The organism is Mesobacillus jeotgali, from assembly GCF_031759225.1.
Classification (GTDB): Bacteria; Bacillota; Bacilli; order Bacillales; family Cytobacillaceae; genus Mesobacillus; species Mesobacillus jeotgali_B.
The window spans coordinates 2,974,389-2,995,972 of sequence record NZ_CP134494.1; the positions used below are offsets into that span (position 1 = coordinate 2,974,389).

Here is a 21,584-nt window from a genome sequence, read left to right on the forward strand (position 1 = left end):
GCAAAAAAATCTATACACCCTTGCAGTATACGGCGGACTCGCACAAGTGAGGAATGGTACGAAAAAACTCCCGTTGGTTCGGGAGTTTTCTTGTTCTATAGAAATACCGTTTTTTCAGGTTCGGCATGAATCATTTCTACTATACGGTTGTTCTCATCCATCAACGCTACTTTTGGCTGATGGGACGGAACCTTCTCTTCCGGAACAAGTGCATAGGAAATGATGATTACGACGTCACCTTCATGGACAAGACGAGCTGCTGCTCCGTTAAGGCAAACTACACCGCTTCCTCTTTCCCCAGGAATAATATATGTTTCGAAGCGCGCGCCATTATTATTATTGACAATTTGCACTTTTTCATTAGCAACCATACCGACTGCATCCAGGATATCTGTGTCGATCGTGATGCTGCCGACGTAGTTAAGGTTTGCTTCAGTAACTCGTGCTCGATGTATTTTAGCATTCATCATGGTGCGGAACATGGAATATAATCCCCCTATATAAGTTATTCTACTTCTAAAATGGTATTATCGATCAATCTGGCTTTAGAGAACTTCACGGCAAGCGCTATGATGACTTTGCCCTTCAGCGTCTTCAATCTCTCTAGCTCAGGATAGGAATAGATTTCAATATAATCAACTGTGCCAGTCGTATTCTCATTTATATGATTTTTCATCGATCCAACAATTTCATCAGGATTTCTTTCGCCGTTTTCTATTGCAAGTTTAGCCATCTTCAGGCTTTTGCTAAGCTCAACTGCCTGTATTCTTTCCTCGTGATTCAGATAGACATTTCTAGAACTTTTTGCAAGACCATCCTCTTCACGTACTGTTTCAACGGGAATCAATTGTATCGGAAAATTGAAATCCCTGATCATTCCATCGACCACAGCAACCTGTTGGGCATCCTTCAATCCAAAATAAGCCCTCGTTGGCTGGATGATGTTGAATAGCTTGAAAAGAACAGTTGCTACTCCATCAAAATGGCCAGGCCTTGACTTGCCGCACAGTACATCGGTCCTTTCAACAACAGAGACCTTGACTGAAGCATTTCCTGGGTACATTTCTTCTGCAGAAGGATAAAAAATAAAATCTACACCCTCAGTTTCCGCGATTTTATGGTCGCGGTCGAAATCCCGTGGATAGGCATCCAAATCCTCTGACGGACCGAATTGAAGTGGATTTACGAAAATGCTCAGGACCACAATGTCATTTTCCGGACGGGCATTCTTCATTAATGAGATATGGCCTTCATGGAGGAAGCCCATGGTTGGTACATAACCGATGGTTTTCCCTTCAGATTTCAGTTTTTGCATTTGTTCTTGCATCTCGGTGATTGTTCTGACGATTTTCATTCTTTTCCCCCGTACAATGCCTTCAATTCTTCTTCCTTCATGGTAAAACTATGTTTATCTTCCGGGAAGGCCTTATGTCTCACTTCAGATACATAGGCACTGAGCCCAGTAGAGATCAGTTCATTTACATTCGTATATTGTTTCACAAATTTCGGGACTCGGTCCACGCCATACGTGATTATATCATGGTATACAAGCACCTGTCCGTCTACCTCTGCTCCAGCCCCGATTCCAATGGTCGGGATTGCAAGGTTCTGGCTGACTTGTTCTGCAAGCTGTTTAGGGACGCATTCCAGCACAAGTGCAAAGGCACCTGCCTCTTCGCACTTTTTCGCGTCTTCTATTAATTTCTTTGCAGAATCCGCGCTTTTTCCCTGTACTTTATATCCACCAAGGACTCCTACAGATTGCGGAGTTAAGCCAAGATGTGCTACTACCGGGACTCCAGCCTTCGTCAGTGCGTTAATATGTCCGATGACCTCTTCAGCACCTTCTAGTTTAACAGCATTTGCCCCAGTTTCCTGCAAAATTCTCGCTCCGTTTATAAGCGTGTCTTTGATCGACAGATGATAGCTCATAAATGGCAAATCGACAACAATGAAGGTGTTGGCCGCTCCACGCCTGACCGCCTTCGAGTGGTGGATCATATCTTCCATCGTCACCGGTACTGTCGAGTCATAGCCAAGTACGACCATTCCGAGAGAATCACCCACAAGGATCATATCAGCTTCAGCCTGTTCAGCATGCTTGGCTGAAGGGTAATCATAGGCCGTCACCATGACGATCTTGTTGCCTGTTTGCTTCATTTTCAAGAAATCAGTTGTTTGTTTCATTTTCATTCCTCCCTTTTTCTGAAGAGGAGATAAAACAATCCATCACTGTCAGACACTAAAAAAGGACCCATCTATACCAGAAGGACCCTTTGCAGCCTGTACTTGTTTCATCCCTCTGTCCCAGTCCGCTATCGGATCCAGGCAGAACTATTTTGTTTATAATAAGTCAAAAAGGTGCAGTTCTCTCGATACCGCCCAGATTGATTATAGCAAATGACTGCTTTTTTGGCTACATAACGAAATTAACCATCTACCTGAATATCCGCGGAATATATATGATGAATGTCTCCTGCAGTATCCTCGATTAATAAAACTCCATCTTCCGTTATTCCGGTGGCTTTTCCCTTGATTTCCCCTGTGATTGTTCTTGCAGTGATCTGCTTTCCGATGCTGATCGCGTAGCTTTCCCACATCAGCTTGATGGGAAAAAAGCCTTTTTCCAGATAAAGCAAATATAATTTCTCCAATTTTTCCAGTATCGACCTGATCAGTTTTTCCCTGTCTATCATTTTGCCAGATTCAATGGCAAGCGACGAAGCGATTGGTCGAATTTCCTCAGGAAAATCTTCAATATCTGTATTCACATTGATGCCGATGCCAATAATGATTGAATTGATCCGGTCAGATTCCGCCTGGAGCTCGGTAAGGATCCCGGTTATTTTCTTGCCGTTGATGAGTATATCATTCGGCCATTTAATTTCGGGATGTAAGCCTGTTACTTCTTCAATAGCCTGCACCACTCCTACTGCCGTGATCAATGTCAGCTGCGGGGCTTTAGGGATGGGAATTTTCGGTCTTAGGATAAGGCTCATCCATATACCAGAGTACTTCGGAGAATGCCATTTCCGGTCCATTCTCCCCCTGCCTGCAGTTTGCTCTTCGGCAATCACGACCGTTCCCTCTTCTGCATGTTCGTAAGCAAGTTTATACGCAATTTTTTGAGTCGATTCCACGCTGTCATGGTAGTGCAGGTTCCTGCCTAAAAATTGAGTGTTCAAGCCGAGGTTAATTTTATCTGCAGACATATTGTCAGGGATGGATACAATTTTATAGCCTTTTCTTCTAACCGCCTCAAACTGAAAACCCTCTTTGCGGAGCTCTTCGATATGCTTCCAGACTGCCGTACGCGAACAGCCCGCAATGTCTGCGAGATGTTGTCCTGACAAGTATTCAGTTTCATTTCTGGTAAAGGCATCAATTAATTTTTTCCTGATTTCTGATTGAACGCGCTCAGCCATTTCTTTATTTTCTCCTTCTCATTTGGTACTGCGCCAGTGATCACAGAACGTTCAATTTCCTCAAGAATCAGACGCAGCCATGGTCCTGGGGGTTTATCCATCCAGGACATGACATCATTCCCCGTTACGTTCAATTCCTTGCGGTGCTTTATCGGAAGCCGATCATGCAATCCCTTGATCTTATCGGTGCTGCAGCTGATTTTTTGCAGGGATGAATATACAATTTCAGCACAAATCGCATCCTCCAGACCTGCTTTATAGACTCTTTCCATATCCCAGTCTTTTTCTAGACGGTTCAATAATAATGAATGAACTCTGTTGATCCTCTTAATTTTACTCACTGGAAGCTTCCATTGTCTTAGGAAATCTTCAACCTCATTATCCTTCAATCCTAATTCAAAAACTAACAGAACCCAGGATTCTATCAGCTCGAAGTTCTCTGTTAATTGACTCGAAAACCGTTTGACTGCATCAGCGTGCTCCTTCAATCCTGGCAAAAAGCGAATCATCCCGCTTTCCGAAAGCAATTGGACAGCTTCTCTCCTGCCTGTCCCCATGAGCAATTTCTCAAATTCCACCGTTTTTCGTTCGACCGCTATGTTCTCCAGCAAATGACACTGCGCAGCAAGCGACTCTAAAGTGCTCTTTTCAATAGAAAAAGATAATTGTGACTGGAATCTGACAGCCCTTAACATCCTTAGTGCATCTTCTCCGAATCGTTCATCTGGATTGCCAACTGTAGCTATTTGTTTGTTTTTTATTGCTTCTTTTCCTGCGAAAGGATCGATAATGTTCCCATCTTTGTCCATCGCCATTGCATTCATCGTGAAATCGCGCCGCTGAAGATCTTCCTTTAATGACCGAATAAATGACACCTTATCAGGCCTGCGAAAATCAGAGTAGTTTTCTTCAGAACGGAATGTCGTGATTTCATAATGGCCGCCATAATAATGGACGAGTATCGTTCCATGTTCAATTCCCACATCATTTGTTTTAGGAAAGATTTCTTTTAACTCCTCAGGTAATGCCGAGGTAGCGATATCCACATCCGATATTTCGCGTCCCAGGATATGATCCCTGACGGAACCGCCGACAAAATAGGCTTCAAATCCAGCATTCTCGATTAATTCAAGGACAGGTACTGCCTGTTTGAATGGATCGCCAATCATTGTTCATCCTGCCCAACGATAGTATAGTAAATGTTTTCATATTCAGATACAATTTGTTCAGCGCTGAAGCACTTCTCTGCCCGTTCTATCGAGTTTTCGGCAAAAGCCTGGTGTAAGTCCGGGTTTGAAAGGATATTAACAGCTTTACTGGTAATCTCTTCGATATTTCCTAATTCGCATACGAATCCCGTCTCTCCATCGACAATCACTTCCGGGATTCCTCCTACGTTCGTTCCGATACATGGGACGCCACAAGCCATCGCTTCCAAAGCAACCAGTCCGAAGCTTTCTTTTTCTGAAAGGAGCAGCATAAGATCACTTATAGAATATAATTCCTCTACTCTTTCCTGTTTTCCAAGAAGCAGGACTCTGTCGCGGATTCCGAGTTCACTTGCAAGGCTGCAGACAGTCTTCATTTCCGGGCCATCTCCTACCAGCAAAAGTTTAGCCGGCATTTTTCCAGCAATACCTGCGAATGCTTTAATGACATCTGGAACTCTTTTAACTGGCCGGAAGTTGGAAACATGGATGACCACTTTTTCTTCAGGCAGGATTCCATATTCCTTTTTTAGGTCTAAGGATTGTATTCGTTTATTGACACGAGTGTCGATGAAATTATAAACGCAGTCAATTTCTTTATCCGGTTTGATTAAATCATAGGTTTGCTGGATTAGCGAATTGGATACTGCTGTAACATAATCCGACTTTTCAATTCCGAAACGGATCGCATCTGTAAGAGATGGATCATACCCAAGTACAGTTATATCTGTACCGTGAAGCGTGGTGACAATCTTCAGATCGCGTCCACTCATCTGGCGGGCCAAAATAGCACAGACCGCATGGGGAATTGCATAATGTACATGAAGGACATCTAGATTTTCCAAAACTGCGACCTCTGCAATCTTGCTGGCGAGCGCGATATCATATGGCGGATATTGAAAGACCGAGTATTGATTGACCTCTACCTCATGAGAATAGATATTCCGGTACATTTTTTTCAGCCGGAAGGGAAGGCTCGAGGAAATAAAATGGATCTCATGTCCTTTCTCTGCAAGCAGCTTCCCGAGTTCTGTTGCGACAACACCAGACCCTCCCACTGTCGGGTAACAGGTTATGCCAATTTTTAATTTTTTCATTTTCCTTCCCCTAACAAATCCTTGTGGATTAACAATGGTTTTTTAGATATAAAGCCCTCGGCATAGGCCACACCGGCTTCCTTGCCGAATAATTTCTCGCGGGCCTCAACTGTTTCGATATAGCCATTAACAAGCGGAGTATCGAATGTGGCTGCCCCTTTCATGAATTGGCTTTCATAGGCATTCAGTGCATTGATTTTTAGATGGATCGTATCTGAAACATCAACAACAAAATCAGGTTTGTGGAATCCATTAATCATATAAAAATACAAAGCTTTTGGCCTATGTGGTGCCAATCCATGCTCTTCATCATATCTTCTTACTGCTGCCGAAAAGACCGCCTCCTCGACAAGGCGGGCACAGCTGCCATGGTCAGGATGACGGTCATCAAAATAAGGTGCAAAAACTATGTCCGGTGTGTTTCGCCTGATCACTCTAACAATTTTCCTTATGTATTCATCCTTTAAAAACAAGCCTCTGTCCGGCAAATCAAGGGCTTCCCTCATCTTCACCCCAAGAATGCCGGCTGCTTCATTTGCTTCACGGCTCCTTGTATCTACCGTTCCATTCGAAGACATTTCCGCTTTCGTCAAATCACATATCCCGATGGATTTTCCTTCAGCAGCATATTTTGCGATTGTTCCGCCCATTCCGATCTCAACATCATCAGCATGGGCGCCAAATGCCAGCATATCAAGCTTCATTGCTTCCATTTTCATCACCAGTTTCTTCTTTCACTATATTTCGCCAGTCCAGATCTCCTCTTTCGATGCCTTTGACGAGAATCTCCGCTGTTCCCATATTGGTCGCAAGCGGAACAGAATATACATCACAAAGCCGTACCAGGGCAGTCACATCAGGCTCATGCGGCTGGGCAGTGAGTGGATCCCTGAAGAAGAATACTGCATCCATTAGATTGTTGGCGATTCGCGCACCAATTTCCTGGTCACCGCCAAGGGGGCCGGATTGGAACCGTGTTACGTTCAGACCTGTTGCTTCAATGATCCTTAGCCCTGTAGTTCCAGTAGCGAATAATGTATGTTTCTCAAAAATTTCTTTATAAGCGACTGCAAATCCCACCAGATCATCTTTCTTTTTATCGTGGGCAATTAAGGCAATATTCATTGGTTTCTCCCCTATTCAATGATATTCTCTAATCCATAAACAAAAGCATCCATTTTCATGACTGTATCCACCGCAAGCTTTACTCCAGACATAAAGGAGCTTCGATTGTAAGAATCATGGCGTATCGTCAATGTTTGTCCATCAGCGCCAAATAACACTTGCTGGTGGGCAATCAGTCCAGGCAGCCTGACAGAGTGAATATGCATTCCTTCATAATCCGCACCGCGTGCACCCTGAATAGTTTCCTTTTCGTCAGCATGGCCCTGTTTTTTAGGATCACGAACATCCGATATCATTTGGGCCGTTTTTACGGCTGTACCTGATGGCGCATCCAGCTTCTGATCATGGTGCAGTTCAATTATTTCTACATCATTGAAGTATTTTGCGGCCATTTGTGAAAATTTCATCATCAGCACTGCCCCGACTGCAAAGTTTGGAGCAATGATACAGCCTGTTTCCTGTTCAGCGCACAGCTGTTCAAGTTCTTCAAGGTCCTCTTTGCTGAACCCTGTTGTTCCTACTACTGGTCGAACTTTATATTTCAAAGCAGTCCTTGTGTGAAACATGCCGACTTCAGGTGTCGTCAGATCGATCAATACATCCGGCTCCACTTCCTGGAGACATTTCTCAAAATCCGTATATATTAGGGCATCACTCTCAGGAAAACCGTCAAGGTCCCCAATTTTCTTTCCTTCATATTTTCTGTCAACAACTCCTGAGAGTTCATATTCTTCTGTTCCCAGTACGAGATTGACAGCCTCTTTTCCCATTCTTCCACGTGGTCCTGCAATGACTATTTTTACTTTTTCCATCATTCCTGTCTCCTTTAACTGTCTTTTCTCGTCCAGCGGTCTTTGTCTCTTGTATTGAACTTTTTCATGACAATGTTATGTGCTTCTTCCAGGTCTATATTCAATGAGTTGGCAAAACAAATCATAACAAATAGCATATCTCCCAACTCTTCCTCAATTGTCTTTTCTTTTTCATCGTTTTTCTTCGGCTTCTCGCCATAATAGTGGTTTACCTCGCGAGCCAGCTCCCCGAGCTCCTCGGTCATGCGAGCAGTCAAAGCTAGCGGACTGAAGTAACCCTCTTTAAACTGGCTAATATAAGCATCCACTTCCTGCTGGAGTTCTTTCATCGTTTTATTTTCACTCAAGAAACTCACCCAACCTTTAATATGTATGATGAACGTTATCTATATCGATGTTAGCTTAATGAAGGTGCTTTGACAAATATTTTTATTTCAAACTATTTATGGGCATAAAAGCAATATAGCTTAATATCACGATGTAAAGCCGAAACGTTACGGGAGAAGAATCATGGAAAATTCCGACTCTTCCAGTCCCTCCTGTAAAAGATTGCCCTTGTTGGTTATATTTTATATAATATAAGCGCTTTACAAGGTAAGTTTAGTCGTACTATTTGGGAGGAATTCAACGTGCTCAACGGCTTAAGAATCAAAAACATCTTTTTCATTTTGCTTGGTGCGGCTATTTTTTCATTTGGCCTCGTCCATTTCAATATGCAGAATAACCTGGCAGAAGGTGGATTCACCGGAATCACCCTCTTGCTTTATTTCGTATTTGGATGGTCTCCTTCGATTACGAACTTATTATTAAACCTGCCGCTGTTTTTTATAGGCTGGAAGCTGCTTGGCCGGAATGTATTCATTTATACAATCATAGGCACTGTAGGTGTTTCCATCTTCCTGGCTATATTCCAAAAATATCAAATTGAAATGCCTTTATATGAAGACCTATTTTTAGCTGCCTTGTTTGCGGGCGTGTTCATCGGGATCGGCCTGGGTATCATCTTCCGTTACGGCGGAACAACAGGTGGAGTCGACATTATTGCAAGACTCGCACAGAAATATTTTGGATGGACGATGGGCCGGACAATGTTCATGTTCGACTTTGGCGTAATAACACTTTCCCTTCTTACATATCTGAACTACAGGGAGGCCATGTATACGCTCGTAGTCGTTTTCGTGGGAGCCAGGGTGATCGACTTTATGCAGGAAGGTGCATACGCTGCAAGAGGAGCCATGATTATTTCGGAAAAAAATGAGGATATCGCAGCCAAAATCATGAAAGAAATGGACCGGGGTGTCACCAGCCTGAAAGCTGTCGGCTCTTACACAAAAGCTGAAAGAGATGTTTTATACTGCGTGGTTGCCAAGAACGAAATCGTCCGATTGAAAAGTGTCATTAATTCAGTCGATCCACACGCATTTGTGTCGGTTACAGTGGTCCATGATGTACTTGGTGAAGGTTTTACGCTTGATGAAAATAAGCTGCCTTTGGAAAGATAGAATCAAGAATGTTAATACCAGCCAAGGTTGAAATAAATCAGGGCATAAAAAAAATCCGGACATGTCCGGATTTTTTTCTTAATCTTCACTAGTCATCCCTGTGTAAATCATTACTAGTCGAACAAGTTCAAGCACTGCAACAGCTGCTGCTGCTACATATGTTAAAGCAGCGGCATTCAGTACTTTTTTCGTTTCTCTTTCTTCATCATTTCTGATGATTCCGGCTGACACCACTTGGTCCATCGCCCGGTTTGATGCGTTAAATTCGACCGGCAGAGTAACCAGTTGGAACACAACAGCAGCGGCCATGAAAAGGATACCAAGTAAAAGCAATCCGCTTAATTGAGCAAAAATCCCAATCAGGATCAGGATCCATGAAAAGTTCGAACCCAGATTCGCCACCGGAACAAGCGCATGACGGAAACGAAGGAAAGAATAGTCCTCAGCATCCTGAATCGCATGGCCTACTTCGTGAGCAGCAATTGCAGCTGCTGCGACTGAATGGCCGAAAAAGTTATTTGAAGATAAACGGACAACCTTTGAACGCGGATCATAGTGATCACTCAGGTAACCCCTGGTTTCCTCGACACCAACATTGTATAAACCGTTATCATCAAGTATTTTACGGGCCACTTCTGCGCCCGTCATTTGGGATGAAGAAGCGACCTGTGAATATTTCTTGTATGCTCCTTTTACCTTGAATTGAGCCCATAATGGGATCAAAATAATAAGCGCAAAATAAATTAACGTAGACATCTAGTACCTCCCCTTACATCTCATGATGTTATCACTATTTTATAAATACTAGAATACAGTGTCAATTCTTATGTTCTTTTTGCACATTTCTTTTTTTATCATTGTCCCCTTTATATTTTCTCCATCCCACATAGGACAATGTAAGAATGATGATGCTTCCAGTAGAAATCATTACCCACCAGAGTGACGGATCCGCTTCATCCTCCGTCATATCATCAAAGATATTCTGCAGGTCCGACTCAAGTGCTTCCAGTTCTTCCTGGCTGGAGGCTGCTTCCAGAACCTGTGGCCGATACTGGTCGATAAAGCTGATTTTAGCATCAACCTTTTGGATTCTTTCCGGTGTGATGTCAATCTTCATGCTTGGATAAATGACATTGTACAATGACAGGAATGAATTAAGATTCGAATGAAATCCATCATTATCTCCTTCGTATGCAGCAGCCTTCATATCATTGAAGACCGTCATGATAGGTCCCTCCATCTCAGTCCAAAGCGGTTGGTGAGTGGAGGCAATAGCATCAATCACAAGCCTGAATTTTGTAACCCTGTTCATCCTTTCAGCATGTCCCAAGTCAGTGTTAGCCACTGCTTCGACAGCTTCATCATGTGCTACAGTAATAATCCGCAATTCATCCATAGAAAATGGACGACCATCCCCTGCGACTGCAAGGAATTCTTCTGAGAAATGATTTAACAATCTGTTTGCATCATCATATCGGTGAAGCTTGACCATTTGTAAAGCTTGGTCTGATATATTGTCCAGTTCCTCAACAGGCGACTTTGGTTCTGCATATGCTGCGAACGGTGCGATCAATAATAAAAGCACCGTAAAGAATAATAGATATTTTGCTCTCATTCCTGTCCCCCCTCTAAATACTATTAAAATGTATGAGAGGGTGGACAAGGTTAGACCAAAATTAAAGGGTTATCTTCATCTTTTTAGCGAAAGGGAGAATCGCTCAGGCCTCAGACCGAAATAATAGCCAATAGCAATTGAGAAAATACTCAGCCAGAAGGTAAAATACCCTATTTGATCCATATATAAATCTAGCGTGTGGTACCTTGGCATCATTCCAAAAACATAATCAATGATTTCATTATGAAGAACGACAACTGCAGCGACAATCAGATGCCATGCTTTTATCCGATAAAAAGGAGCGTATAACACACCTTCCACCGCCATCGCAAAATGAGAGGCCATCAGCATGAGCCCAATCCAATCGAGCTGTCCTGAAACAAAGAAAACCATTAAGTTCATAACTACTGCCCAAAGGCCGTACTTGACTAAGCTTACGATAGCCAACGCTTCCATTAAGGGCCAATTTCTCCCCATCAGGAATGCCCCTAAAACGAAGACAAAGAACAAGCTTGCGGTTGGACTATCCGGGACGAAAAGAAGAAAACGCGGTGGTGTATCGATAAGCTGCCATTTGTACCAGTAGTACCCGTAAGCAGTCCCTAAAACATTCACCCAAAATAACAGCCACAGTACGGACCTGTTCCCTAGTAAAGGGTATAATCTTTTTATCATCTTGACTATCTCCATTCCCAAGTTTTCTATCACTATTATTACAGTTTGTAGAAAATAATCCAAGTTTTCCTTATTTGTTTTCATTAAATCCTGTATGTATTACTTCATTCCCTGTAAAGTGTTCATTTCGTATGGATCGAGGATTCCCAAGTCTAAGTGACTGCAATCTGCACAAAAAAGAACCTGCAAGTTACCTTACAGGTTCTTTGTAATATTACTCGCTAAGGCCATCGATGAATTCAGCAAGTGTCTGAAGTTCTTCGTCCGTTCCTTTGAAGACTGCAGGCATGCTTCCCTTACCGTTCTTGGCAACGTCAGCGATTTCTTCTGCACTCATTTTTGTATCCAGCAAACTTGGCGCTGCAGCCCCACCGGCAAGTTCACCGCCATGGCATGAAGTACAAGTTTGCGCTTGAGCAATTTTATATCCATCAGAGTTTTTGTCGATTTCGACATCCACAATCTGTCCCTGTTTCTTGGCTGCTTCCCAGTCATGGTGGGCAACAGATTCCCAAGTAAGGTAGAAGATTGAAGCGATCGACAACAACATAAATCCGGTTGCAAGCGGACGCTTTGATGGACGGCGTTCTGGGCCGCGGTCAATAAATGGAGCCAGCATAAGCGCTCCAAACGCAAGACCCGGGATAACCAATGCCCCGATTACTGTGTACGGACCGGAAGCATAGGAATATTTAAGCAATTGATATAAGAATAAGAAATACCAGTCTGGCAATGGAATATACGCTGTGTCAGTAGGATCGGCAATCCTCTCAAGCGGAGACGGGTGAGCAATAGTCAAGCTCAAGTATCCGATGAGGAAGACAGCACCAACCATCCATTCCTTCAATAGGAAGTTTGGCCAAAACGCTTCCGTTTTGCCAGGGTATTCCGAGTAATCTTTCGGAATATTAGGCTTACGTTCTGCAGGGACACGAGAGTCTCCTACGAACTTCATACCTTTACCACGATGCATCGAGCAATCCCCTCCTTTTTCCGTATCATTGGCGAATCAGTATTCGCACAATATTTTCATTCGAATTTTACAATGGACCAGAAATACCTTGCTTACGAATCATCAGGAAGTGCGCTCCCATCAAGCCTAAAAGTGCAGCAGGCAGGAAGAATACGTGGATCGCGAAGAAACGAGTCAAGGTTTGAGCACCAACGATCGTTGAATGTCCGGAAAGTAATGTCTTAATGTAAGGCCCGATCAATGGAACAGCCTCTGCAATTTGCAATGTAACCTTAGTTGCGAACAATGCTTTCATATCCCATGGAAGCAAGTAGCCTGTTAAGCCAAGAGCCAGCATGACGAAGAAAATCAAAACTCCGACAACCCAGTTCAATTCACGAGGTTTCTTATAAGCGCCCTGGAAGAACACGCGAAGCGTATGTAAGAACATCATAACGATTACAAGGCTCGCACCCCAGTGATGCATACCGCGGACGATTTGTCCAAATGCTACCTGGTTTTGAAGATAATAAACAGATTCCCAAGCATTCTTGATATCCGGTACGTAATACATTGTCAGGAACATCCCGGATAGAATCTGAATGACAGTGATGAAAAACGTCAGACCGCCAAAGCAATACACGAACGCAGAAAAGTGGTGCGCCGGGTTAACGTGCTCAGGAACCTCATGGTCTGCGATATCGCGCCACAAAGGCGTAATATCTAAACGCTCATCTACCCAATCGTAAATTTTGTTTAACAAAGATTACGCCCCCTTTCGTGGTTCGGCTTTTCCTACATAAAGGAACCCGTCTTTTTCTTTTGTTGGATATACATCCAATGGTGCCAACGGCGGTGTGCCCGGCACGTTTGTACCGTCCTTTTCGTAAAGGCCGTAGTGGCATGGACAGAAGAACATGTTCGGATTTTTCTTATCCGTATTCCAGTCTACGACACAACCAAGGTGTTTACATACCGGTGACAGGGCAACAATCTCCCCGCCTTCGTTCTTGAACACCCAAGCAGTTCCAGTTTCTTCGGATTCATACCATGCATCTTTTTGTGTGAATGAAAAGTTGACTTTTTGCGGTTCATTTGTGATTTCTGCGATCTTCAATGGAGTCGCGATAAAATCTCCCGCATCTTCACCCTTAAGTACAGGATCGACGGCAAATCGAACCATTGGCATCAGCATCCCTGCAGCCATGAAACCGCCTACACCTGTTAGAGTATAGTTTAAGAATTGACGTCTTGAAACACGATGCTTACTCACGCTATTCCCCCCTCTATTCCCAAGTTAAGTCCCCAACGGACATAATTTAAACACATTTTAAAACTAGGACATAACCATGATATATCAATCTCATTACAAAATCAATATAATACTATGTTGAAAACATTTTTTGCAGTGATAAAAATAACATAGAATTATTCTTCTTCCCATTTCTCTGTAAACAAAGATAATAATTGCTTCACCTGATCATCCACAATGGCAACTTTCTGCTGTTCCTGCATATGCTCCAACGACAAGGAAGGAAGCCATAGGACATTTCCCGTCAGCTCTTTCTCCTGCTGCCTCCAGCGGCTGTCGGACGTCACATAAAAAATATGTTTGAATTGCTTGTCCAATAGAGTGTTCTCCCAGTCCTTAAGGGCATTCAAACTTCCCTCATTTTCCTTTATGTATACAAAGTCAGGCAAAAGGAAGATCCTTCCGCGAAACTGCTTCTCCAGCTGTGATGTAAGTATCCCAATGAATTCCGCCATCGAAGCATTTTGTTTCATGTCATCACCAAAAGAAACCGGCAAAAGCGGGACGATCACTGTGTCAACATACTCAGCAGCTTTCTGGTACATTTCTACATCTGCTGCCACCCATTTCATAACACCAACTCCATCATTCTTTTTCGGACAAAAGGTCCCTTCTACATCCATTCTATATAATATCATGATTAAAATCAGTTTTCGAATCGTATGTTGGGGTTGAGAGGGATTGGGTATCAACTTTAGGAGGGTACCGGGATTTGATCGTGATTGAGCCAAAAGCGCAGCTTCCCCCGTGAAGCTGGCCGGAGTAACATGGGTTACAACCTATACACTTTGTCAGAAGTCGAGGCAAAGGTGCCCTTATGCAACCTATTCTTCCTCTATAAGGGTACCGTTGGTGGCGATAGATACCCTTATGCTACCAACTCTCACTCTATAAGGGTACCGTTCGTGACGATAGACACCCTTATGCAACCTATTCTTCCTCTATAAGGGTACCATTCTTGACGATAGACACCCTTATGCAACCATCTCTCCCTCTATAAGGGTACCGTTCTTGACGATAGACACCCTTATGCAACCAATTCTTCCTCTATAAGGGTACCGTTCTTGACGATAGACACCCTTATGCTACCAACTCTCACTCTATAAGGGTACCGTTCTTGACGATAGACACCCTTATGCTACCATTTTCCCCTCTATAAAGGTACCGTTCTTGACGATAGACACCCTTATGCTACCAATTCTCCCTCTATAAAGGTACCATTCTTGACGATAGACACCCTTATGCTACCAACTCTCACTCTATAAGGGTACCGTTCATCACGAAAGGGTACTTCCTCGCCAAAAAAGCCAAAATAAAAAGCCTGCTATCAATAGCAAGCTATAACGAATTGACTGTGCCCAATCTTTTTAATTGTTCTGTAAGTTGTTCAAAAGCTTTCTGGTCCTGGCTGTCCAGTGCTTCATCGATCATGGTGAGCAGTTTGTCTTTTTGGAACTTTTGGATACTTTCTTCAAGGAATCTTTCTGCTACCATCTTGTCACTTTCGCTGATTTGGAGCTGGCCTGGAACGTATGGGTTTTCTTCCAGTACGGCCGCAAACTGGTGGGCTTTGTTTGAAGCGTGGAAATTCAATTGGATGTAAATTTCTTCTTCTCTGTTCAGACGAATGTCGTGGAACGACTTTTCTGCATCCGTCGTCATCACGTTTTCTTTGAAGAACCTGAATGGCACTTCATCGACGCAATGGGTCGACATCACTAATCCCCTTGGACAATACTGTGCATTATCCACAAAGTGCACCTTTTCCATCAGCTGGTCATGGCTCATCAAGTAGTTAAGGATCCAAACGCATTCCCGCCTTTTAAGCTGATAATGGTTCAAAAACCAGCGAATAAAATCCTTTTTCTCGTTGACAGATACAGGGGTTGTCATTTTTGAATCCCTCCTCTGCATAACTCAATTTTTGTGTTGAAATTACTGATTCTCCGTCAAGCGTTCCAATAACTCACGGAATTCTTCATTGCCAGGTTCTTTTTCAACTAACTTACTAAAAATTTCGGCAGCGTCGGCCATTTTTCCTTCTTCAATTAAAAAATATCCGTAGTCTGTCAAAAATTCTTTGTTGTCTTTAAAGAAAGTATATGCTAGTTGGTATTTGTTTAATGACTGTGAAAAATCTTCAATTTGCTGGTAAGCTACTGCCTCATCCCACAAAATCTGAGGTTCCTCTTCCTCTTCGTGGATATCAGCTGCCCGCACCAGTTCCAGCACATCCTCATAGCGTTCCTGCTTGAGGAGCAGTTTATTAAGGACAAGGACCCCTTCCATGAACCCCGGGTCAATGGCAATTGATTCTCGAAGCAATTTTTCAGCTGCTTCTTCATCGGGGATTTTAAGGGCCAATTTGCCGCCATAAAAATATAAATCTTTATTGAATTCATCCTGATCGATTCCCTGTTTTACAGCTTCGAACGCCTCTTCTACCATTTCTTCTCGCTCATAGGCTTTGGCCAGATAAAGGTAAAGGGAGTGATATTCAGGGTCAAGAGCCTTAAGTTCCTCGAATTTCTCGATCGCTGTTTTATTATAGCCTGCCTGCAACGCTGTAAAAGCAAAACCGAACAAAGTATTATTTTCCAGTTTTTGCTCAAGCGCTTTTTCATAAAATTGGAGAGCTTCCTCAAACGATCCGCCCGCACTTAAAGCTTCTGCCAATCTCTGATTGATGTTCACTCCGCCAATTTCCTCATGTGTCTTAAGAACGGTTTCATAATACTGAATCGCTTCAACCAATTTTCCCTGGTGAGCGTATAGCTCACCTAAAGCGAAGTCAATCACAGGCTCATCCGATAAAATCCTTTTAGCTTCATGAAGCTTCTTTTCGCTTACTTCAAACAGACCCTCCATCTGATACAGGTCAGCCAATAGAAGCAGCGCTTGAGGGAAAGAAGGATCATTTTCATTTACTCTTTCAAGCGTAAGCATGGCCTCTTCCTCATTGCCCATTTCAATCTGGGTTTCGGCGAGCAACACATGGAGTTCACCTTCATCGGGATAATTCTTCAATAAACTTTCAATCAAAGCCCCTGTTTCTTCCATAAAACCGAAACGGAATAGCTCCTCGGAAAGTAAGAATTTTTCCTCGTCGCTGCCTTTTTCAAGAATTTCCTTATAGGCAGCCATTGCTTTTTCAAGTTGACCATTTTCAATATAATTTGTTATCTCTTTTACTTCGACCATTTCTATCATCCTATCTTCACTTCAGGCTTCGCAATCAATACGAAAAAAGCCTTTAATAATTATCTGTAAAAAATCCTGGTGTCCTAATTATAACATTCTCTCCCTTTCCTGGCCGATAATAAACCTCACTCCCTGCACGAATCACTCTCCCCTTATCAACAGTGACTGCAAGATGCTTCGATTGGAAAAACAATCCGTGTTCATCACGATGTTTTGTATCCGCGTTGATATTGTATAGATTATAGCTGAGTTCCCCGCCATTGTGCAGATTGGATTTCGCTGGGAAGATTCCTGTTTTCTTTAGAACCGACCTTGACACGGGGCCAGGGTTCGACAAGTCATCATGCACCGCGGGAACCTTCTCTTTTTTCATCAAATCACTCCAGGTATCGAGCTGTATCTGCCTTCCCTTTTTATGCTTGCTTTCAGGAAAGACCGGAATGATCGGACAGTTATAAGGAAAAAGCGCTTCCTTGATCCATCCCCAAGGCATCGTCTTTAAGTTGTCGAATTCGTCAATTTCCAGAAAGATCGCTGGGATTTTAAGTTTTTTGCACTTCCGGATAAATCCAGGATTCAAAAGGCGCGGGGGGATGCTGACCCCCAGGACAAAATCGATTGGGCTGTCCAACAAATCACTTTTCGCCTGCTTAAGCTTTTCTTCCAGCTGCCGTTCGAATTGGATTTTTACTGTAGTGAAAACAACGTTGCTGCCCTTCAAGATGAAATTTTTCATGTAATATTCTTTTCTCTCTTTAAAAGACTCTTTTACAGGGAGATTCGGATCAAAGAGGACATGAGTCGGGGTCATAACATAGGTGTCCGCATCCATCCTCATATAGTTATAGCGATCAAATTGGGACGCTGCAGATATGATTCGCTGGCCCTCTACCAGCATACTCATATCGGTGAAGGCTTGTCCCTTCATGAGGTGGACATTTTCTATAATGTATGCCATAAAACCACTCCTTTATCGGTCTTATGACAAACTATGCTGAAATCGGGAGAATATAACGCAGTTTTACTTGATTTACCGTATAAATAGACAGAAGGCCATCCATTGCTCATGATTGGCCTTCCTTAAGAACAAAACTATGCTATTTTCCCAACAAGGAATACAAATCTTCAAAAAATCCCGGGTAAGAAACGGCGATTGATTCACTTTGCTCAAGGACGACATCCCTTTTACAAAGAAGGGCGGCGATAGACAGCATCATCCCAATCCGGTGGTCCCCGTGTGCAGATACAGTGCCTCCATCCAGGCCTTGTTGCCCTTGAATGATCATGCCATCATCTGTAGCCTCTATCTCTACTCCAAGTTTCTTCAGTTCATTGACCACGGTATCAATCCGATTTGTTTCCTTTACCTTTAATTCCCCTGCATCCTTTATGACCGTTTTTCCTTCGGCCTGAGTTGCAAGAAGGGCAATGACCGGAATTTCATCAATTAAACGAGGAATCAGGTCACCTTCAATGATCGTACCTTTTAATTTGGAATGTTTGATTCTAATATCTCCAGCTGGTTCTGCTGATTCACCCTCATAAGCATCGATCGAGAAATCGGCTCCCATCGCTTTTAGCACATCGATTATACCTGTTCTTGTTGGATTTAGGCCAACATTTCGCAGAATGATGTCACTGCCTGGAACAACTGCTCCTGCGACTAGAAAAAAGGCGGCAGATGAAATGTCACCAGGAACATTTATCTCAGTGCCCTTTAGCAATTGCCCTCCGGTTACCTTTACGGCATCCCCATTGCGTTCGACTTCTCCGCCAAATTGCTTGATCATCCGTTCTGTATGGTCCCTTGTTTTCACTGGTTCTATTACTACAGTCTCGCCTTCAGCCTGAAGCCCTGCTAGCAGGATCGCTGACTTCACCTGCGCACTTGCTATCGGCAGTTCATATGTAATTCCGGTTAATTTTTGGCCTTCTACTGTCAGCGGGGTGAATTCTCCATTGTTCCTGCCCATAATCCTGGCTCCCATTTTAGCGAGTGGAAGAGTCACTCTGGTCATCGGCCTTCTGGCGATCGATTCATCGCCTTCAAGAGTGGATTTAAATGGCAAACCTGAAAGAATTCCCATCATCAGCCGTATGGTTGTTCCCGAATTTCCGACATACAGCGTTTCCTCAGGCTTGTTCAGCCCATCCGTACCTTTTCCTTTGACCGTCACATCGCTTCCATTCTGGATAATTTCAACACCGAGCTGCCGGAAGCAGGAAATAGTGCTTAAACAATCTTCTCCGGGCAGGAAGTTTTCAATCCGGGTGATTCCGTCGGCTAGTGACCCGAACATGACTGCTCTGTGCGAGATAGATTTATCACCAGGTACTTTAACTTGCCCCTCCAAAGAGGTCCTATTTGTTAAAAGAGTTTTAACTGACATAATTCTGCTCCTTAAGTCTACTCTGCAACAGACATTTCATAGTCTGTGTTTTTTCCAATACATTCTTTTGCTCTGGCACGGTCGTCGGGCGTCTGGAAACTGATCACCAGTACCCCGTAGATATCTTCACGAGTTTCAATGATTCTTATATTCGTTATACTGATGTCTTCAACTGCTAGATATCCAGTGATTTCAGAAATTACACCTGGATAGTCAGGGACATCTACAAACAAATCATAAAAGCTGGGAATTGCACCTTTATCACTCACAGTCAGGCCATCCCGGAACTTTTTGGCTGAATCAAAGAATTCAAAGATGCTCTCTCGATCATTGGTAACCAATAATTCTTTTACCCGTCCCATTTCATCCTGCCAGTCAGACAATAAAGATATAAGGACTTCCCGGTTCTGGAGTAGAATGTCTCTCCACATCCGCGGATTGCTTGAAGCGATCCGTGTTATATCCCTGAACCCGCCGGCAGCCAAACGATTGATGAGCGGATTCCCCTCATCAGCCCTTGACGCCTGATGGACGAGGGAGGCAGCTATGATATGCGGGAAATGGCTGACCACCCCTGTTAGAAAATCATGCTCTTCAGGTGATACATCGAGAAACTTGGCCCGTGTGCCGGAGAGCCATTTCTTCAATCGATCTACCGTCTCTCTACTGACCACAGTTTCAGGTGTAAGAAGATAGAATGCATTTTCAAAGAGGATTTTCTTGGCTGCGGCTACTCCGCTTTTGTGAGAACCAGCCATGGGATGGCCGCCGATGAAGTTTATTCCTTTTTCACTCAGGCAAGTTGCCTTCTTCGAAATGTAAGCTTTCGTACTGCCTGTGTCGGTTACGATGACTTCTTTTTTCAGCTGCAATCCAGCCAAACATTCAATAATACTTCCAGTAGTCTGCACCGGGGTCGCTATAATGATTAAGTCCGCCATCGTTGCTTCTCTTTCAATACTCCCTGCTGCCCGGTCAATGACTCCGAGCATCATGGCGATGTCCATTTGATTTACGTCAGCATCAAAGCCGATCAGTTCTGCCTTCGGATGCTCTTCCTTGATACACATTGCCAGAGAGCCGCCAATCAAACCAAGCCCAATGATCAATACGCGGCCTTCCATACAGTCCACACCCTTATTTATTTAATACAGTATCCACACTCAAATATTCTTTGATGACCTGAATTAAACCTTGATTCTGTTCTTTTGAGCCAATTGTAATCCTTACACATGTAGGAAATCCAAGTGCTGTACCTGAACGGACGATATAGCCTCTTTCAAGCAGGAATTGGAATACCTCCTGACCGTCCTTTTTAAAATCGATCAAGATAAAGTTTCCCTGTGACGGATAATATGTCAATCCAGCCCTATCACAAAATTGGTAAAACTGCTCTAATCCAGCCCTGTTTTCCTTTTTGCATCCATCCACAAACTCCTGGTCCATTAGAGCTGCAATTGCCGCGGCTTGCGCCAAGGTGTTTACATTAAAAGGCTCCCTTACAGGCTCAAGTGCTGTAATTGTTTCTTCGTGAGCAATTCCATACCCAACTCTGAAGCTGGCAAGACCGTATATTTTCGAGAAAGTTCTCAGGATAATTAAATTTTTATATTGTTTGAGCAACCGCAATGAATCATGATAATCTTCTGCGGTCACATATTCATAGTAGGCCTCATCAAGAACGACAAGCACATCGCTTGGTACACGTGCCATAAATGCTGTCAGCTCTTCCTCTTTGATATAAATGCCCGTTGGATTATTCGGAGAGCATAACCAGACAACCGATGTCCGTTCATCAATGGCAGCGGCCATCTCATCCAGATCATGTGCACCGTCAATTAATGGGATCTCCGTTATTTCACAGCCTTCGATAATTCCATTATGTTTATACTGTGGAAATGTGGGAGCTGCCATCACAGTTTTTGTTCCGGGTTTAAGAAGCCCACGGGCAATCATCTGGATAATTTCATCCGATCCATTGCCAAGAATGACCTGGCCTTCCTTTACACCTAAATGGTCTGCTAAATGAGTACGAAGTTCGGTTGCATAACCATCAGGATACATTGAAAACTTACCGGCATAGCCTGCAATTACATTTTCCACTTTTTCTGAAGAACCAAATGGATTCTCATTTGATGCCAGTTTGACAATCTCGGTTAAACCATACTGCCTTTTCACCTCACTGATCGACTTTCCAGGCTGGTACGGCTTTAGCTTTAAAAGCTGCTCTTTCCATCTCATCTTATCCACCTCGACTATTCTACTCTTTA

At 43.4% G+C, this 21,584-nt stretch carries 24 protein-coding genes; 1 reads left to right on the plus strand and 23 read right to left on the minus strand.

Annotation, left to right across the window (positions count from 1 at the left end; genetic code table 11):
* Positions 1-95: 95 nt before the first annotated feature.
* The 10 genes from panD to RH061_RS15000 form a co-directional block, all read right to left on the minus strand.
* Entirely contained in the window at positions 96-482 is a 387-nt protein-coding gene (panD, locus tag RH061_RS14955) for an aspartate 1-decarboxylase (RefSeq protein WP_167831348.1), read from the minus strand.
* Between the two features lie 23 nt (positions 483-505).
* On the minus strand, positions 506-1,354 hold the full coding sequence (panC, locus tag RH061_RS14960; RefSeq protein ID WP_311071324.1) for a pantoate--beta-alanine ligase: 849 nt from the start codon (positions 1,352-1,354) through the stop codon (positions 506-508).
* Positions 1,351-2,187 (minus strand): 3-methyl-2-oxobutanoate hydroxymethyltransferase, encoded by an 837-nt coding sequence (gene panB, locus RH061_RS14965; protein WP_311071325.1) that lies wholly within the window; start codon positions 2,185-2,187, stop codon positions 1,351-1,353. Before panB ends, panC begins: the two co-directional genes overlap by 4 nt.
* A 242-nt stretch (positions 2,188-2,429) precedes the next feature.
* A complete protein-coding gene (locus RH061_RS14970) occupies positions 2,430-3,425 on the minus strand; it encodes a biotin--[acetyl-CoA-carboxylase] ligase (protein WP_311071327.1) in 996 nt (331 codons plus the stop codon).
* A complete protein-coding gene (locus tag RH061_RS14975) occupies positions 3,386-4,594 on the minus strand; it encodes a CCA tRNA nucleotidyltransferase (protein ID WP_311071328.1) in 1,209 nt (402 codons plus the stop codon). The genes RH061_RS14970 and RH061_RS14975 overlap by 40 nt, the downstream gene beginning before the upstream one ends.
* Positions 4,591-5,730, minus strand: a complete 1,140-nt coding sequence (bshA, locus tag RH061_RS14980; RefSeq protein ID WP_311071330.1) for an N-acetyl-alpha-D-glucosaminyl L-malate synthase BshA — start codon at positions 5,728-5,730, stop codon at positions 4,591-4,593. Before bshA ends, RH061_RS14975 begins: the two co-directional genes overlap by 4 nt.
* The gene (gene bshB1 / locus RH061_RS14985; protein WP_311076413.1) at positions 5,727-6,443 is read right to left on the minus strand and encodes a bacillithiol biosynthesis deacetylase BshB1; all 717 of its coding nucleotides are present in this window, start codon (positions 6,441-6,443) and stop codon (positions 5,727-5,729) included. The genes bshA and bshB1 overlap by 4 nt, the downstream gene beginning before the upstream one ends.
* On the minus strand, positions 6,424-6,855 hold the full coding sequence (mgsA, locus tag RH061_RS14990; RefSeq protein ID WP_311071331.1) for a methylglyoxal synthase: 432 nt from the start codon (positions 6,853-6,855) through the stop codon (positions 6,424-6,426). The genes bshB1 and mgsA overlap by 20 nt, the downstream gene beginning before the upstream one ends.
* A gap of 11 nt (positions 6,856-6,866) precedes the next feature.
* Positions 6,867-7,667 carry a 4-hydroxy-tetrahydrodipicolinate reductase gene (gene dapB, locus RH061_RS14995; protein WP_311076414.1) on the minus strand — a complete coding sequence of 267 codons (801 nt, stop codon included), beginning with the start codon at positions 7,665-7,667 and terminating at the stop codon, positions 6,867-6,869.
* Between the two features lie 14 nt (positions 7,668-7,681).
* Positions 7,682-7,996 (minus strand): nucleotide pyrophosphohydrolase, encoded by a 315-nt coding sequence (locus RH061_RS15000; RefSeq protein ID WP_311076416.1) that lies wholly within the window; start codon positions 7,994-7,996, stop codon positions 7,682-7,684.
* A 300-nt stretch (positions 7,997-8,296) separates the two neighbouring features.
* On the opposite strand from RH061_RS15000, the gene RH061_RS15005 reads away from it, so the two are divergent.
* On the plus strand, positions 8,297-9,169 hold the full coding sequence (locus tag RH061_RS15005) for a YitT family protein (protein ID WP_311071332.1): 873 nt from the start codon (positions 8,297-8,299) through the stop codon (positions 9,167-9,169).
* Positions 9,170-9,247: 78 nt separating this feature from the next.
* Here the strand turns inward: RH061_RS15005 and RH061_RS15010 are convergent, their stop codons facing one another.
* The 13 genes from RH061_RS15010 to hisC all read right to left on the minus strand — a co-directional run bounded on the left by RH061_RS15010 (position 9,248) and on the right by hisC (position 21,555).
* Positions 9,248-9,925: a zinc metallopeptidase gene (locus tag RH061_RS15010; protein ID WP_311071333.1), complete on the minus strand. Its 678-nt coding sequence runs from the start codon at positions 9,923-9,925 to the stop codon at positions 9,248-9,250.
* 61 nt (positions 9,926-9,986) lie between these two features.
* A complete protein-coding gene (ypjB, locus tag RH061_RS15015; protein ID WP_311071335.1) occupies positions 9,987-10,784 on the minus strand; it encodes a sporulation protein YpjB in 798 nt (265 codons plus the stop codon).
* 75 nt (positions 10,785-10,859) lie between these two features.
* The gene (lhaT, locus tag RH061_RS15020) at positions 10,860-11,456 is read right to left on the minus strand and encodes a lipoprotein heptaprenylglyceryl N-acetyltransferase LhaT (RefSeq protein WP_311076418.1); all 597 of its coding nucleotides are present in this window, start codon (positions 11,454-11,456) and stop codon (positions 10,860-10,862) included.
* 217 nt (positions 11,457-11,673) lie between these two features.
* Complete coding sequence (locus RH061_RS15025) at positions 11,674-12,432, minus strand: menaquinol-cytochrome c reductase cytochrome b/c subunit (protein ID WP_311071336.1); 759 nt, start codon at positions 12,430-12,432, stop codon at positions 11,674-11,676.
* A 67-nt stretch (positions 12,433-12,499) separates the two neighbouring features.
* Entirely contained in the window at positions 12,500-13,174 is a 675-nt protein-coding gene (qcrB, locus tag RH061_RS15030; RefSeq protein WP_023627553.1) for a menaquinol-cytochrome c reductase cytochrome b subunit, read from the minus strand.
* Positions 13,175-13,177: 3 nt separating this feature from the next.
* Positions 13,178-13,684, minus strand: a complete 507-nt coding sequence (locus RH061_RS15035; RefSeq protein ID WP_311071339.1) for a QcrA and Rieske domain-containing protein — start codon at positions 13,682-13,684, stop codon at positions 13,178-13,180.
* A gap of 155 nt (positions 13,685-13,839) precedes the next feature.
* Positions 13,840-14,295: a YpiF family protein gene (locus tag RH061_RS15040; protein ID WP_311071341.1), complete on the minus strand. Its 456-nt coding sequence runs from the start codon at positions 14,293-14,295 to the stop codon at positions 13,840-13,842.
* 766 nt (positions 14,296-15,061) lie between these two features.
* Positions 15,062-15,616, minus strand: a complete 555-nt coding sequence (locus RH061_RS15045) for a ReoY family proteolytic degradation factor (protein WP_167831360.1) — start codon at positions 15,614-15,616, stop codon at positions 15,062-15,064.
* A 42-nt stretch (positions 15,617-15,658) separates the two neighbouring features.
* Complete coding sequence (locus RH061_RS15050) at positions 15,659-16,924, minus strand: tetratricopeptide repeat protein (protein WP_311071342.1); 1,266 nt, start codon at positions 16,922-16,924, stop codon at positions 15,659-15,661.
* Between the two features lie 52 nt (positions 16,925-16,976).
* Positions 16,977-17,882, minus strand: a complete 906-nt coding sequence (locus tag RH061_RS15055; protein ID WP_311071343.1) for a hypothetical protein — start codon at positions 17,880-17,882, stop codon at positions 16,977-16,979.
* Between the two features lie 139 nt (positions 17,883-18,021).
* Positions 18,022-19,314, minus strand: coding sequence for a 3-phosphoshikimate 1-carboxyvinyltransferase (gene aroA / locus RH061_RS15060; protein WP_311071344.1), 1,293 nt, complete (start codon positions 19,312-19,314; stop codon positions 18,022-18,024).
* Between the two features lie 17 nt (positions 19,315-19,331).
* On the minus strand, positions 19,332-20,438 hold the full coding sequence (locus RH061_RS15065) for a prephenate dehydrogenase (protein WP_311071347.1): 1,107 nt from the start codon (positions 20,436-20,438) through the stop codon (positions 19,332-19,334).
* Positions 20,439-20,451: 13 nt separating this feature from the next.
* On the minus strand, positions 20,452-21,555 hold the full coding sequence (gene hisC, locus RH061_RS15070; protein ID WP_311071348.1) for a histidinol-phosphate transaminase: 1,104 nt from the start codon (positions 21,553-21,555) through the stop codon (positions 20,452-20,454).
* Between the last annotated feature and the right edge of the window lie 29 nt (positions 21,556-21,584).

What these genes read in the sequence shown, in the direction of transcription:
- RH061_RS15010 (WP_311071333.1), bottom strand. Translation starts at nt 9,925, where the DNA reads ATGTCTACGTTAATTTATTTTGCGCTTATTATTTTGATCCCATTATGG.
- RH061_RS15025 (WP_311071336.1), bottom strand. Translation starts at nt 12,432, where the DNA reads ATGCATCGTGGTAAAGGTATGAAGTTCGTAGGAGACTCTCGTGTCCCT.
- RH061_RS14970 (WP_311071327.1), bottom strand. Translation starts at nt 3,425, where the DNA reads ATGGCTGAGCGCGTTCAATCAGAAATCAGGAAAAAATTAATTGATGCC.
- aroA (WP_311071344.1), bottom strand. Translation starts at nt 19,314, where the DNA reads ATGTCAGTTAAAACTCTTTTAACAAATAGGACCTCTTTGGAGGGGCAA.
- panC (WP_311071324.1), bottom strand. Translation starts at nt 1,354, where the DNA reads ATGAAAATCGTCAGAACAATCACCGAGATGCAAGAACAAATGCAAAAA.
- RH061_RS15050 (WP_311071342.1), bottom strand. Translation starts at nt 16,924, where the DNA reads ATGGTCGAAGTAAAAGAGATAACAAATTATATTGAAAATGGTCAACTT.
- hisC (WP_311071348.1), bottom strand. Translation starts at nt 21,555, where the DNA reads ATGAGATGGAAAGAGCAGCTTTTAAAGCTAAAGCCGTACCAGCCTGGA.
- RH061_RS15065 (WP_311071347.1), bottom strand. Translation starts at nt 20,438, where the DNA reads ATGGAAGGCCGCGTATTGATCATTGGGCTTGGTTTGATTGGCGGCTCT.
- RH061_RS15045 (WP_167831360.1), bottom strand. Translation starts at nt 15,616, where the DNA reads ATGACAACCCCTGTATCTGTCAACGAGAAAAAGGATTTTATTCGCTGG.
- RH061_RS14975 (WP_311071328.1), bottom strand. Translation starts at nt 4,594, where the DNA reads ATGATTGGCGATCCATTCAAACAGGCAGTACCTGTCCTTGAATTAATC.
- panB (WP_311071325.1), bottom strand. Translation starts at nt 2,187, where the DNA reads ATGAAACAAACAACTGATTTCTTGAAAATGAAGCAAACAGGCAACAAG.
- RH061_RS15040 (WP_311071341.1), bottom strand. Translation starts at nt 14,295, where the DNA reads ATGAAATGGGTGGCAGCAGATGTAGAAATGTACCAGAAAGCTGCTGAG.
- bshA (WP_311071330.1), bottom strand. Translation starts at nt 5,730, where the DNA reads ATGAAAAAATTAAAAATTGGCATAACCTGTTACCCGACAGTGGGAGGG.
- mgsA (WP_311071331.1), bottom strand. Translation starts at nt 6,855, where the DNA reads ATGAATATTGCCTTAATTGCCCACGATAAAAAGAAAGATGATCTGGTG.
- RH061_RS15055 (WP_311071343.1), bottom strand. Translation starts at nt 17,882, where the DNA reads ATGGCATACATTATAGAAAATGTCCACCTCATGAAGGGACAAGCCTTC.
- RH061_RS15000 (WP_311076416.1), bottom strand. Translation starts at nt 7,996, where the DNA reads ATGAAAGAACTCCAGCAGGAAGTGGATGCTTATATTAGCCAGTTTAAA.
- dapB (WP_311076414.1), bottom strand. Translation starts at nt 7,667, where the DNA reads ATGGAAAAAGTAAAAATAGTCATTGCAGGACCACGTGGAAGAATGGGA.
- bshB1 (WP_311076413.1), bottom strand. Translation starts at nt 6,443, where the DNA reads ATGGAAGCAATGAAGCTTGATATGCTGGCATTTGGCGCCCATGCTGAT.
- ypjB (WP_311071335.1), bottom strand. Translation starts at nt 10,784, where the DNA reads ATGAGAGCAAAATATCTATTATTCTTTACGGTGCTTTTATTATTGATC.
- panD (WP_167831348.1), bottom strand. Translation starts at nt 482, where the DNA reads ATGTTCCGCACCATGATGAATGCTAAAATACATCGAGCACGAGTTACT.